The 13,157-nt window shown below is 68.1% G+C and carries 10 protein-coding genes and 1 pseudogene; 6 read left to right on the top strand and 5 right to left on the bottom strand.

The window, feature by feature from the left end:
- The first annotated feature begins 13 nt into the window (after positions 1-13).
- Complete coding sequence (locus ACZ4AA_RS34405) at positions 14-619, top strand: TetR/AcrR family transcriptional regulator (protein ID WP_327188127.1); 606 nt, start codon at positions 14-16, stop codon at positions 617-619.
- A 181-nt stretch (positions 620-800) separates the two neighbouring features.
- Entirely contained in the window at positions 801-3,776 is a 2,976-nt protein-coding gene (locus ACZ4AA_RS34400) for a Tn3 family transposase (protein WP_467611397.1), read from the top strand.
- A 105-nt stretch (positions 3,777-3,881) separates the two neighbouring features.
- Here ACZ4AA_RS34400 and ACZ4AA_RS34395 read toward each other — a convergent pair whose 3' ends face one another.
- Positions 3,882-4,760: an EamA family transporter gene (locus ACZ4AA_RS34395; RefSeq protein ID WP_467611395.1), complete on the bottom strand. Its 879-nt coding sequence runs from the start codon at positions 4,758-4,760 to the stop codon at positions 3,882-3,884.
- A 50-nt stretch (positions 4,761-4,810) separates the two neighbouring features.
- On the opposite strand from ACZ4AA_RS34395, the gene ACZ4AA_RS34390 reads away from it, so the two are divergent.
- Complete coding sequence (locus ACZ4AA_RS34390) at positions 4,811-5,659, top strand: MurR/RpiR family transcriptional regulator (RefSeq protein ID WP_467611393.1); 849 nt, start codon at positions 4,811-4,813, stop codon at positions 5,657-5,659.
- 255 nt (positions 5,660-5,914) lie between these two features.
- A complete protein-coding gene (locus ACZ4AA_RS34385; RefSeq protein ID WP_467611391.1) occupies positions 5,915-6,517 on the top strand; it encodes a recombinase family protein in 603 nt (200 codons plus the stop codon).
- A gap of 206 nt (positions 6,518-6,723) precedes the next feature.
- On the opposite strand, the gene ACZ4AA_RS34380 is transcribed toward ACZ4AA_RS34385, so the two are convergent.
- Both ACZ4AA_RS34380 and ACZ4AA_RS34375 read right to left on the bottom strand, forming a co-directional pair.
- Positions 6,724-7,620, bottom strand: coding sequence for a recombinase family protein (locus ACZ4AA_RS34380; protein WP_467611389.1), 897 nt, complete (start codon positions 7,618-7,620; stop codon positions 6,724-6,726).
- A 335-nt stretch (positions 7,621-7,955) separates the two neighbouring features.
- The gene (locus ACZ4AA_RS34375; protein WP_467611387.1) at positions 7,956-8,873 is read right to left on the bottom strand and encodes a recombinase family protein; all 918 of its coding nucleotides are present in this window, start codon (positions 8,871-8,873) and stop codon (positions 7,956-7,958) included.
- A 259-nt stretch (positions 8,874-9,132) separates the two neighbouring features.
- On the opposite strand from ACZ4AA_RS34375, the gene ACZ4AA_RS34370 reads away from it, so the two are divergent.
- Entirely contained in the window at positions 9,133-10,053 is a 921-nt protein-coding gene (locus ACZ4AA_RS34370) for a transposase (RefSeq protein WP_467611385.1), read from the top strand.
- 148 nt (positions 10,054-10,201) lie between these two features.
- Here the strand turns inward: ACZ4AA_RS34370 and ACZ4AA_RS34365 are convergent, their stop codons facing one another.
- On the bottom strand, positions 10,202-11,590 hold the full coding sequence (locus tag ACZ4AA_RS34365; RefSeq protein WP_467611383.1) for a pyridoxal phosphate-dependent decarboxylase family protein: 1,389 nt from the start codon (positions 11,588-11,590) through the stop codon (positions 10,202-10,204).
- 82 nt (positions 11,591-11,672) lie between these two features.
- On the opposite strand from ACZ4AA_RS34365, the gene ACZ4AA_RS34360 reads away from it, so the two are divergent.
- On the top strand, positions 11,673-13,037 hold the full coding sequence (locus ACZ4AA_RS34360; protein WP_467611381.1) for an aminotransferase-like domain-containing protein: 1,365 nt from the start codon (positions 11,673-11,675) through the stop codon (positions 13,035-13,037).
- Here the strand turns inward: ACZ4AA_RS34360 and ACZ4AA_RS34355 are convergent.
- Positions 13,024-13,157: pseudogene (locus ACZ4AA_RS34355) on the bottom strand (IS630 family transposase); the annotation flags it as partial. The gene ACZ4AA_RS34360 and the pseudogene ACZ4AA_RS34355 overlap by 14 nt on opposite strands.

The raw sequence follows: 13,157 nt of genomic DNA, 5'->3' as shown, positions 1-13,157 counted from the left end.
TCCGCTGGCCCGCATGAGTGTCGAAGCACGTCGTGAGCAGTTCGTGAAAGCGGCGATCGAGGTCATGTCCCGGGAGGGGCTCGACCGGGCCACCACAAGGCGCATCGCCGAGTACGCAGGGGCACCTCAAGGGGCAGTGCACTACGCCTTCCGCGACAAGAACGAACTGCTCACCGCCGTCGTGGGCGAGATCACCAATCAGATCGAGCAGGTGCTGCGCGACGCCGTCGACCCCGCAAAAGGACTCGACGCGGCGATCCACGACGGGCTGCACGCCTTCTGGGCCTATGCCGTGGGCGACGACGGACTGCAGCTCATGCAGTACGAACTCACCATCTATTGCCGCCGGACCCCGGGTCTCGAACGGCTCGCAGAATGGCAGTACACGCGCTACTCGAGAACCGCTCAGGAAGCCTTCCAGAGCGCCCTCGACCAGGAGCCCAAACGCCGGCCCCTCGGGATCGATCTGACGGAACTGGCACGCCTGACCGTGGCGATGATGGACGGCCTCGTCATCCAGTACGAGGTCCATCATGACCGGGAGCGCTCGAGGATCGACCTCGGCCATGCCATCCGTGCCGCCGTCACTCTGGCGAAGGCACCGGCGGGCGACGACTGATCGGACAGCCCCGGCCGGGGAAGAAGATATCCCACGCGCCCGACGGCGCTCCTTCTAGGCCCCCGGCTCCTATCTCTGACCCACGGTGAAAAGTAGCTGTCAGCCCTCTGTCCTCCCCGTTGCTTCGTGCCCGACCTCTTCGTTAGGCCGAACGAGTGGTCGACGGAGGGGTGGGACGTTCATGCGTCAGGAGTGGTTGCCCGAGGACGTGGTGGCGTGCTGGACGCCGGTTGGTGGTGACTGGGACCTGGTTGCGAACAAGTCCGGCCCGACCCGGCTCGGTTTCGTGCTGATGCTGAAGTTCTTCGAGCTGGAGGGCCGGTTCCCCAAGTTCGTGGAGGAGTTCCCGCCAGCCGTGGTCGACTACGTCGCCGACGTGATCAAGGTGTCGGCCGAGGACCTGGCGGAGTACGACCTGTCGTCCCGCTCCGCGAAGGGCCACCGTACGCAGATCCGCGAGGCCCTCGGGTTCCGCCCAGCGACCCGCGTCGACGAGGAACGGCTGACCGCCTGGCTCGCAGATGAGGTCTGCCCGGTGCAGCTGGTAGAGGACCGGCTGCGCGAGGCCCTGCTCGTGCAGTGCCGCAGCGAGCGCATCGAGCCCCCGGGCCGTATCGAGCGGATCGCGGCCGCGGCTCGGGCTCGGGCCGACCGGGTCTTCTGCGCGCAGACTGGCGCCCGCCTGGGCGACGCCTGCGCCCGCCGCCTGCTGAACCTGGTGGTGGAGGGCAATGAGGACGGCACCGCTCTGCTGGCCTCGCTGAAGCGGGACCCGGGTGCGGTGGGCCTGGACTCGCTCCTCACGGAGATCACCAAGTTGACCGGCGTACGCCAGCTTGGCTTGCCGGAGGGGCTGTTCGCGGACTACTCGGAGAAGTTGGTGGCCGCCTGGCGGGCGCGGGCGATCAGGATGTACCCCTCGGACTTCCGGGACGCGGGAGAGGACGTGCGGACTACGCTGTTGGCCGCGCTGTGCGCGTCCCGTCAGGCGGAGATCACCGATGCCCTTGTGGAACTGCTCGTCGCACTGGTCCACAAGATCAACGCCCGTGCCGAGCGGCGGGTGGAACGCCAGCTGACAGCGGAGCTGAAGAAGGTGAGAGGCAAGGAGGGCATCCTCTTCCGGCTCGCCGATGCGGCGGTGGGCCAGCCGGAGGGGACCGTGCGCACGGTGCTGTATCCGGTGGTGGGTGAGAAGACGCTGCGTGACCTGGTTGCGGAGGCCAAGGCGAACGAGAAGGCGTTCAAGGCCAAGGTCCGCACCATGCTCCGCTCCTCGTACAGCTCGTACTACCGGCAGATGCTGCCGCCGCTGCTGAACACGCTGGGCTTCAAGTGCAACAACACTGCCTATCGTCCGGTAATGGACGCGCTCGCGCTGCTGGCCAAGTACGCCGACGTCGACGGCAAGACCCGCTTCTACGACGCCGGTGATGTGGTGCCGATGGACGGCGTCGTACGCAAGGACTGGCGCGAGGCAGTCGTCGACGACAAGGGTCGCATCGAGCGCATCCCCTACGAGCTGTGCGTGCTGGTGGCGCTGCGGGACGCGATCCGGCGGCGCGAGATCTATGTCGAGGGCGCGGCCCGGTGGCGCAACCCGGAAGACGACCTGCCCGTCGACTTCGAGGCCACCCGCACCGTGCACTACGCCGCGATCCGCCAGCCCGAGGACCCCAAGGAGTTCGTCACCGGGTTGAAGCGGCGGATGACGGACGGCCTGGACCGGCTGTCCGGCGCGCTTGCGGACGGCTCGGCGGGCGGGGTGAAGGTCACCACCCGCAAGGGCGAGCCTTGGATCACCGTCCCGAAGCTGGAGCCGCTGGACGAGCCCACCGGGCTCCAGGCCCTCAAAGACGAGGTCGTACGCCGATGGGGCGTGCTCGATCTGCTGGACGTGCTGAAGAACGCCGACTTCCTCACCGGCTTCACCGGCGAGTTCTCCTCGGTGGCCGCGTACGAGCGCATCGACCGTCCCACCCTGCAACGCCGTCTGCTACTGGCCTTGTTTGCGCTGGGGACGAACATGGGCATCCGCGCGATCGTGGCGACCGGCGAGCACGGCGAGAGCGAGGCAGCGCTGCGGCACATCCGCCGGCACTTCATCACCGTCGATAACCTGCGCGCCGCTTTGACGAAGCTGGTGAACGCCACCTTCACCGCCCGCGACACCACATGGTGGGGCCAGGGCACCGCGTGCGCGTCGGACTCGAAGAAGTTCGGGTCCTGGTCCTCGAACTTCATGACCGAGTACCACGCCCGCTACGGCGGCAACGGCGTGATGATCTACTGGCACGTGGAACGGAAGAACGTCTGCATCTACTCCCAACTCAAGAGCTGTTCCTCCTCCGAGGTTGCGGCCATGATCGAGGGCCTGCTGCGGCACTGCACAGATGCAGAGATCGAGTCGAACTACGTCGACACGCATGGCGCCAGCGTGGTCGGGTTCGCCTTCACTGAGCTGCTGAACTTCCGGCTGCTGCCCCGGCTGAAGAACATCGGCAGCATCCGCCTGTACCGCCCGGACGACACCCCGCCCGGCTGGCCCGCCCTCGGAGCCTCGCTGACGCGCCCGATCCGGTGGGAGCTGATCGAGCAGCAGTACGACCAGATGGTCAAGTACGCCACCGCGCTCCGGCTCGGCACGGCAGAGGCCGAGCAGGTGCTGCGGCGCTTCACCCGCGGCGGCCCCAAACACCCCACCTACGCCGCGCTCGAAGAACTGGGCCGCGCGGTCCGCACGGTCTTCGCCTGCGACTACCTCGCCAGCCCCGGCCTGCGCCGGGAGATCCACGGCGGGCTCCAGGTCGTGGAGAACTGGAACTCGGCGAACACCGTTTTGCACTACGGCAAGGATGGCGCCCTGACCGGCCCGGACAAGGAGCACGCCGAGACCTCGATGCTCGCCCTGCACCTGCTCCAGTCCGCCCTCGTGTACGTGAATACGCTGCTGCTTCAGCAAGTCCTCGCCGAACCGGCCTGGGCGGACAGACTCAGCGACGAGGACCGACGCGGCTTGACTGCTTTGTTCTGGTCGAACATCAACCCCTACGGCACATTCCACCTCGATATGAACAAGCGGCTCGACCTGCCGCTGCCTACTGTGCCGGGTCAGCGTTCGGCTTGGGACGGCTCAGCTGCAGCTCCGGCGGGCTGAAGGTATGGCGCCCTCATCTGGCTGTCACAGGTGCAGCGATGAGAGCCACCACAGTGCACAGTGCAGCAGTCCACATCAAGGTGGCGGCGGGGGTCGGGACGGCTGTCAGGGGTGGGTGAGTTCCAGGACGGCGATACCGGCCACCACCACGGCGCCGGCCGTGAGTCGTCGGCGCCCGAAGGGCTCGCGGAATATCACCAAACCGATCAGCGCGGCGAAGATGATGCTGGTTTCGCGTAGGGCCGCGATCGTGGCCAGATTGCCACGATCTTGCGCCCACACCACGAGTCCGTAGGCCAGCAGGGACAGCAGCCCTCCGATCAGGCCACGCCGGCGTTCTGGCCTGAGCCGAGCGGCTAGGGAGCGGCCTCGCAGCACCCAGGCGAGCAGCGGCAGCACCGGACCCTGGCACAGGAAGAGCCAGGCGATGTAGCCGGTGACCGCCGTCGACGACTGCCGCACTCCGCTGCCGTCGACGAGTGTGTAGGAGGCGATCATCACGCCGGTGCCCAGGGCGGTCGCCAGCGCCGGCAGCTGTGCGCGGCCGGGTAGGCCGTCGGCCAGCGCCAGACCGAGTAGGCCGAGAGAGATCACCAGCACGCCGAGGGCTTCCTCGGCGGGCAGTGGCTGGCCGAGTGCGGTTGTGGAGACCAGCGCCACGAGCAGGGGCGAGGTGCCGCGGGCGATCGGGTACATCTGGCCGAAGTCGCCGAGTCGGTACGCCTGCAGGAGCAGCATTTGGTAGGTGACTTGCAGGGCGGCTGAGGTGGCGAGGAACGGCCAAGCCCTCGCATCCGGTATTGGGGTGAAGCACGCCACGACGGCGGCACACCCAGTCGCGGCAAGGTTCATCAGCACGAAGACTGCCAGTTGGTCCTTGGCTCCGTGCGCCAGCGCGTTCCACACCGCATGCAGCAGTGCCGCGGCGAGCACCACCGCAGGCACGGCCGCCGCACCTGTCATCGGCGACATGGCCAAGGACATCGACGCCCTCCTCACCCTCATGGAATGTGATTCCCTGATACTATTAGGTCATGGAATCGCATTCCACATCGGGCCAGCAGCTTGCGGCACACATCCGCGCACACCTGCCGCAACTCCGTGACGCCGAGGTCCGCGTCGCCCAGGTCCTCCTCGACAAGGGCGCCGAACTGGTGCATCTCAGCGTCAGCGATGTTGCCGTCCTCGCCGGGACTGCACCCTCATCCGTCGTCCGCGCCTGCCAGCGCCTGGGCTTCCGCGGATACCAGGAACTGAAGATCGCCGCGGCCCGCCAGGCCCCGAATCCGCGCCCCTCCCGCGATCTGGACCCTGCCGCCCGTGCGCTCGCCGATACGGTGCGAGCCGCGATGGAAGCCTTGGACGGACTGGCCTCCACCCTCTCCCTGGACGAACTACGCACCGCGGCCAGGACACTCCACCAGGCACCACGCGTCTTGGTCGTCGGGGCGGGACTGTCCGGCGCCGTGGCTGCGGACGCCGCCTACCGACTGCGCGCGCTGGGCTGCGCCGTCGATGCGCCCTCCGACGCGATCACCGCACAGCTCTCCGCAGGCCTGCTGCCCAGGTCCGGCGCCTGCCTGGCCATCAGCCACACCGGCTCCACCCGCAGCACGGTCGACGCCGCCCGCCGGGCCCGCGCAGCAGGAGCCGACGTCATCGCCCTGACCAGCTACGCCAACTCCCCGCTGAGCAACACCAGCACCTGCACGCTGGTCGCGGGCGGCCAGGACCTCATTTTCGGACTCGAGACTGTCGCCTCCCGCCTGGCCCACCTCACCGTCGTCGACGCCCTCTCTCAGACCCTGCTGACCATCCGCGGCACCGACGCCGAAAAGGCCCTGGACCTGTCGGCCGACGTCACCGCCGACCACACGTACTGACCGGACCCCCTCGGCTGCGGCTGGTTGAGATGCCGCGAACGAACGTGCTACCAGCCCCAAATGCAGACCATCTTGGACCGCTGGTTGCATCCGGCAGGGCGAATTGTCGATGATCGGATGGTCGCCTCATCGGTGTCGGAAAACGACCGTCTGCCGACACTCGGCACTGCGATCACGAACCCGCAAGTGGGAAGTGTCGGCAACTCGCGTCGGAATTCAATGTCGGAGAACGGTCCGTCAGGTAGATTCCGGCACATGCTCATCGGCTACGCGCGTGTGTCCACTGCGGACCAGAACCCCGATCATCAGATCGACGCACTGCTGCGGCACGGAGTGGACCGCAACGACATCCACGTCGACACCGCAAGTGGCGCGAAGGCGTCCCGCCCGAAGCTCGGACTCGTCCTGCAGTTGCTGCGGCCCGGCGACATGCTGAAGATCACCCGGCTCGACCGGCTCTCCCGGTCCGTCCTGCACTTGGTCACCCTCGGCGCGAACCTGCGCGAGCGCGGCATCGGCCTGCACGTCATCGAGCAGGGTATCGACACCTCCACCGTGGAGGGCCGCGCGATGTTCGGCATGCTGTCGGTACTCGCAGAGCTCCAGCGCGAGCTGATCGTGGCCAACACAATGGACGGCCTCGCCTCCGCCCGGGCCCGCGGCCGCGTCGGCGGCCGGCGCCCCCGCCTCAGCCCAGAACAGGCCGCACTCGCCCAGCAGCTCTACGACGCCCGCGAGAAGACCGTCCAGCAGATCGCCGACCTGTTCGGAGTGCCGCGGTCGACGGTGTACGGGCACCTCGACAAGGCCAAGACCGTGCCCCGCCAACCCAAGAAGACCACGGCCACGAAGCCCTGATCGCTACTTTGCACCTTGGGCCAGAGATAGGAGCCGGGGGCCTTCTATCTCGGTCCAGCGGGAACCGGGGTACTTTGCGCTTGTCCGGGCGGTGTTACGGACCTTCATGGCGCGACCGTGCTCGGCCAGAATCGCGAGGGCCAGCGTGTTCGACGGGGTTCCAGTAGTTCTCGCCGAAAAAGCAACGCTAAGGACTGATCCCCAGGTCAGGCTGTGGGATCCAGAGTGGCTGTGGCTGTCTGCTCGTCGTGTTCGCGCAGCATGCGCATGACGGTGGCCGGCGCTGGGCGCTGGCCACGCTTCTTGCCGGTGCGGATAACGAGGCGGGAGGCGATCTCGCGCAGCGAGAGGCGTTCGTCGTCGCGCAGGCGCAGGGCGGTGGCGAGCATGTCCTCGTCGGAGACCTTGACGCCACCGATGGCCTTGCCGTTCTTGCGGGCGGTCTCCTGTCCTTCGAGGGTCTTGTCGCGGATGTAGTCGCGTTCGGACTCGGCCATGGCGGCGAAGAAGGCGAACAGGGCGGCCCCGTGGCCGGACGGGTCGTGCTTCCCGGCGAGGGGGCCGGTGAGGAACTCCAACTCGATTTCCGCGCCCCGCAGTTCCTCGGCGACCTTCAGCAGTTCTAGGGCGCCGCGACCCAGACGCTTCATCTCGTGCACCACGAGGGTGACCTTCGCTCCCAGAGAGCGGTATTCGCGGGCCGCCGCCAGGGCCGCCTTCATTTCGGGGCGCTCGCGGACCCGGGTGCTGATCTGTTCCTGGAACAGCCGGTGTACACCGGAGGCTTCGAGGGCGTCGACCTGGGACTGGATTTCCTGCGTCCGGGTCGAGATGCGGGCGTAAGCGAGCCGGACTTCCATCGGCACGGCCGGCGCGGCGAGCTTCTGCATCGGCAGGGCCGTCCAGACGGAGCCGGGATGGCGTACGGCCGGGGTGGCGACGTGCAGTTCCGAGCGCAGCGCGGGGACGAGTTGGAAGCGGGCGGTGTGGTACTTGAGTGCGACCTTGCCGGAGGTGGTGCGGCATGGAGAGCCCGCCGGGGCCTGGCAGGTGGACATCGGGCAGACGTGCGACTCGACGAGCCGGTACGGGTCGGTGATCACGCCGGGATCGTTTCAGGAATGCGTTTCACCGGTCAACAGGAAGGAAACGACCGATGAAACAAATCGACCTGCGGCGATGCCGTCTGTGCCCGGTGTTGAAACGGGGACCACCTATGGAACGCTGCCGCCGATCGTTGACGGCACTGCGGCTCACGCCGGACCCACCGCGACGTCAGAGCCACCAGCGGAACGGATTCACTGGCGCAAGCGCTGTTGTGCCTGTTCTTCGACGGCGTCAAGTGCGGGTTCGAGTGTGGCGAGCGCGGAGCGGAGCAGGTCTGGTAGCCGGTCTCGGGGAACAGCGGTACAGCGGTTGGCGCCGAGAACGATCATGGTCAGGGTGTGAGTGCGCTGACCCGGTTCTCGTACTCGCGGCGGGCCTTGCGCTGAGCTGGTACCGCTGGGATGCCCTGGGTGCCGTCGAGCGGCTGGCACCGGGCGAGGAGCTGGTGGTGCACCGCGGGGACGGCGGTCACACGCAGCGTGTAGCCCTGGCCGCGCCGTACGGTCGCCCCCTGGTCGAGCGCGGCTCGTTCGTCGGGCTCCAGCTCGGTGGTGCGGAGGTAGTCGGCGACCTTGCCCGGCATGTCGAGGGTGACCGGCAGCTCCGGGGCGGGGGCGTCCTCCTCGATGGCGGTGTGGTCGGGCAGGAGGTCGGCGACGGCTGTGCGGATGGCGCCGCGGCTGACCCGGTGGTCGCGGGCGAGGGCGGCGATGGAGCGGCCTTCCAGGTACGCGGTGCGCACGTCGGCGGTCTTCGCGGCCGCCACGGCGGGGCGGCGTCCGCTCTTGCTGCCCTTGGCCTCGGCGGCGCGCAGTCCGTCGTAGGTCAGCTCACGCTGGAGGTCGCGCTGGAGTTCGCCGGCGGCGGCGAGGGTCTGCACCATGAACTTCACGGTGGACAGCAGCTCGCCGGTGCGCGGGTGGCGGGCAGTGAGGTCCATCGCGGAGAACGCGCCGTCGTGGATGCGCAGGGCGAGACGGTCGCGGTGGAGGACGTCGAGCACGTCGAGGATGTGCCCGGTGCCGCGTACGAGGCGGAACATCTCGGAGATGTGCACGGTGTCGCCCGGCCGCGCGTAGGTGAGCAGTTCGCGGAACTTCGGGCGCTGGAGCGGGTGGAGGCGGCTGGAGGTGCCGGGGTCCTCCTCGAAGACGACCGGGTCTTCGATCCCGGCCTCGTCCAGGACGAGGTTCTGCCGGGCGGTGGACTGCTGGTCGGTCGAGACCCAGTTGTAGACCAGGTTCGCCACTCGTGGGCCCCTTCCATACGGAGGATCGGATCCTGTCTGTCGTCAAACCCTGTCAGCAATCCTCATCGGACCTGATTGGATTCGCGCCACCTCGAACCCCCGGATTGCACGGGTTCATTGGACGAGTCGCCCGCCTGTCGGCAAACGATGGCACCCTCAAGGGATCAACGCACCACCCACGGATGATCATGTGATCGTGGAGGCACAGGTGCGTGATAGCGGGTGAGGTGTCGTGCCAGGCAGGTGGCATGATCCGGCTGTGGCGATCACGGTCAATCGGTCGGTGTTGGCGCATCGGCTGTTCACGGGGCTCTCTCGGCGTCATCTTGCTTGCCTGGTCGAGGAGTTGGCCGTGCCGTGGCAGGCCGGGGTCGAGGGTCGTCGCCATGCCGCGCGAGGTGGGGTCCGGAAGCGGGCTGAAGGGGCCGGCGCCCGCCACCAACTGGTGTTCGTCGACCGGCTGGTGGCCACGCTGATCCATTTGCGGCACGACCTGCCGCACTCGGTGCTGGGACTGCTGTTCGGCGTCGACCGTTCCACCGTCACCCGCGCGATCGGAGAGGTGCGCACGCTCCTGGCCGAACGGGGGTGCGCGGTCCCGGACAGCCCCGGCCTGCGTCTTCGGACACTGCCGGATGTCTTCGCTTATGCCCAGGCCGAGGGCATCGAGCTGCGGCTGGACGCCACCGAGATCCAGGTCCCTCGGCCGCCTGCCGGCCGCGGCGGGCGGCGAGCGTTCGTCTCCGGCAAGAAGAAACAGAACACGATGAAGGCCACCGTCATCGCCGACCACCTGGGCCGCACTTTATGGGTCGATGCCCTGCGACCTGGGCGGATGCATGACGCGACCGCCGCACGCAACGAAGGTATCGGGATCTGTTTCCAGCACTTTCCCGATGTCGAGGTCCTTCTGGACGACGGCTATCTCGGGCTCCGTCGTGATCACCCAGGACAGGCGGTGACACCGCCGAGAAAGGGCAACAGGATCAGCCCGCCCGAGGTCCTCGAAGCCCGTCGGCGAGCCCGCCACCGACACTCCTCGAAACGCATCACCGTCGAACACGCCCTCGCCGACCACAAACGCTGGAAACAACTGACGCGCTGGACCCACCGACGCGAGACCCTGCCCGCCACCTACCGAGCTATCGCCAGCCTCGTCTCCGACCGCACCACCGGCTGACAACAGCCACGACCGGGAGAAACACACCTCACCCGCTATCACGCACCAGCTCGTTATAAGTGGTGGCGTCCTTTGAGTGTGATCTTCCATGCGGTGCACCCCGGACCAGCGCTTGGCGGAGAGCGTCGGGCCGGGATGTGGAGTTGCCTCACAACGCTGGCAGTGCGGCGTGCAATGCCGCAGCCACCCGCCGCGCGTCGGCTTCGGTGGTCCGCCAGTTACTGAAGGCAGCCCGCAGCGCGGGCACGCCGTCGAGGACAGTGGGGGTGAGGAAGGCATCGGCGGCTAGCTGCTCGGCGAGTGCGGCAAGCCGTTCGGTGGTGGGGTTGTCGGCGAGGGTGAAGCAGACGACATTCAGGCGGACCGGTGCCAGGAGCCGCAGGCCTGGTGCGCTCTCGACGGCGTCGCCCAGCGTACGGGCGCAGTCGACGCACCTTTCGGTGATCTCGCGCTGGCCGTCCCGGCCGTAGGCCCGCAGTGTGAACCATGCCGCAAGAGCGCGCAGCCGGCGGGAATTCTCCGGGGTGAGGTGGGCCATGTCGGGGGTGTCCCCGAGCGGGCCGAGGTAGGCCGCCGCGTTCTGGAAAACGCGCGTCTGCAGGTCGGGGCGGCGAGTGAACTGCACGGCGCTGTCGTAGGGAACGTTCAGCCACTTGTGCAGATCGATGCAGATCGAGTCGGCCAGGTCGAGACCGTCCACCAAGTGGGCGTGTTCGGGGGACAGCGCAGCAAAGGCGCCGAAGGCCGCGTCCACGTGCAGCCAGAACGAGTAGCGCTCGCGCAGCGCGGCGATGCCGCGCAGGTCATCGAAGTCAACGGTGTTGACCGTACCTGCGTTGGCGACCACGATGCACGGGCCGTCGCCCTCGCCTTCGGCGAGCGCACGCTCCAGGGCCGCCAGGTCGACCGCTTCCCGCCCGGTGCGTGTAGGCACGCGTACGAGGGCCTGACGTCCCAGACCCAGCATCGACAACCCCTTGGCCACGCTGGAGTGCACGGCCCCTGACAGTACCCGTACGGACCCGAGCGCACCCACACCATGCTCAGCCGGTGAGATGCCCTGCTGTTCTCCGAGCCATTCGCGGGCGATGGCGAGGCCGACGGTGTTGGACATGGTGGCGCCGCTGACAAAGGTCCCGTGGTGGTCTTCGGAGAGGCTGAACAGGGTCCGCAGCCAGCCGATCGTCTCTCGCTCCAGGTGCTGTCCGGCCCCGTCCAGGGAGGACATCGCGTTCTGGTCCCAGGTCGCGGTCAACCAGTCGCCGGCCAGCGCGGCCGGCGTCACGCCCCCGGTGACAAATCCCAGATAGCGCGGTCCGGCGCTTGCTGAGAGGGCCGGCTCCCAACGGGCGGCAAAATCGTCCACCGCTGCCTGGAGCCCTGCCCCCTGTGCGGGCAGGGGGTCCGGATCCGGCAGCGACGCTGAGGGGACGACCTCCCGTTCGGAGATTTCTTTGAGCAGGCCGACAGCGTGTTGACGAACAGTCTCCAACAGGAGCGGCAGTCCGTCGCGGTCGGCGGCAAGTAGCGGGTGCATGCTACGTCTCCTTCGTCGTGTGGTCACGACTGTATGGAACCCACTGCTCCGATTTTTGGTCCAATTGTGGGAAACTGGACCAGTGCGGATAGGAGACGACCAGCTGGTGCGGGCCGTGGGCCCATGGCGGAGTACCAAGGCACCGCTCAGTACAGCGCTGGCTGACGCGGTACGGGCAGCGCTGCTCGATGGCCGTGTCCGTGCCGGGAGCGAGCTGCCCGCCGAGCGCCGTTTGGCTGCGGCTCTGGGCGTGAGCCGTGGCACGGTGACGGCCGCCCTGGATCGGCTGCGCGATGCCGGATGGGTCCGCACCCGGCACGGCAGCGCCAGCACCTTGCAGCTCCCCGCCGTGGCCGCACAACGCCTCGCCCCTCTCTCGGCAACGGGCGAGGCCGGGGATCTGATAGACCTGCGCCGCGCCGTTCCCGCCGCGCCCCAGGAGCTCTACCTGGAGGCGACGAAGCGAGCGGTCGAGCGGGCGGGACCCCTGCTGGCTGAGCACGGTGAGCCCGGCCCGGGCATAACGGAACTGCGCACCGCGATCGCTGCCCGGTACAGCCGTGAGGGCACCGCGACACGACCCGAGCAGATCCTTGTCACCAACGGCGCCAGAGCCGCACTGACCCTCCTCGCGGCGCATTTCCGGCCTCGCGTGGCGGTGGTGGAGATCCCCACGTATTTCGATGCGCTCCGGGCCCTGCGGGCAACCGGAACGAGGCTGGTCGGCTGCCGGGTCACCACCTCGGGCTGGGACCTGGACCAACTGCGGGACGCCTTCGCCGCCGCGCGCGGGAACCTCGCGTACCTGGTGCCCGACTTCCACAATCCGACTGGAGCGCTGATGTCCCCGGACGCCCGCCGGACCGTGAGCCGGCTTGCGACCGAACATCAGGTGACCCTCGTGGTGGACGAGACCATGCGCGACCTCGATCTCGCCGACCGGCCTGTGCCCATCCCTCGTATGCGCGGAGCACTGCTGATGGGTTCAACAAGCAAGTCCATCTGGAGCGGATTGCGCATCGGCTGGATCCGAGCCTCCGCCTCACTCATCAGGAAACTGCAGGCCCATCCTCTGGCCGGACCACTGTCCCCGCCCCCCATGCAGCAGCTCGTCGCAGCCGAACTGCTCGGCGACCTGGAACCGGTGCTCAATCGGCGCAGGCATGAGCTGCGGCAGCAGCGAGACCACCTCAGCAACCTGCTCGTCACTGGCAGCAAGGACCGTTGGCACTTCACCCTCCCGCCTGGCGGGCTCACCCTGTGGCTTCAGCTGACCACCACCCTCGCCGACACGGTCGTCGAACGAGCAGAACGAAACGGGGTCGCACTCGCGGCAGGCCCACGCTTCGCGGCAGACGCCACACTCCTCCACCATCTGCGCGTCCCCTACACGCCGCCCCACCACGTACTCGATCAGATCGCCGCCGTTCTCGACGACGCCTGCTGAAGCAGAGCACGAAGCCTCGACCCGCGCCGGTGGCGATCTCGAGGGCCGCGAAGAGGGTGGTGGTGCCGGCGCGGACGTAGTCGTGGCTGCGACGTTCGGGAACTCCGGGCATCATCGGCA

The organism is Streptomyces sp. NPDC024698 (genome assembly GCF_055559015.1).
The sequence above is the reverse complement of the archived record's forward strand: the minus strand, read 5'-3'. Positions and strand labels throughout refer to the sequence as shown.

Coding starts and splice junctions, on each gene's coding strand:
- ACZ4AA_RS34385 (WP_467611391.1), top strand. CDS start 5,915: ATGCTCATCGGCTACGCGCGTGTGTCCACTGCGGACCAGAACCCCGAT.
- ACZ4AA_RS34395 (WP_467611395.1), bottom strand. CDS start 4,760: ATGTCCTTGGCCATGTCGCCGATGACAGGTGCGGCGGCCGTGCCTGCG.
- ACZ4AA_RS34405 (WP_327188127.1), top strand. CDS start 14: ATGAGTGTCGAAGCACGTCGTGAGCAGTTCGTGAAAGCGGCGATCGAG.
- ACZ4AA_RS34365 (WP_467611383.1), bottom strand. CDS start 11,590: ATGCACCCGCTACTTGCCGCCGACCGCGACGGACTGCCGCTCCTGTTG.
- ACZ4AA_RS34400 (WP_467611397.1), top strand. CDS start 801: ATGCGTCAGGAGTGGTTGCCCGAGGACGTGGTGGCGTGCTGGACGCCG.
- ACZ4AA_RS34390 (WP_467611393.1), top strand. CDS start 4,811: ATGGAATCGCATTCCACATCGGGCCAGCAGCTTGCGGCACACATCCGC.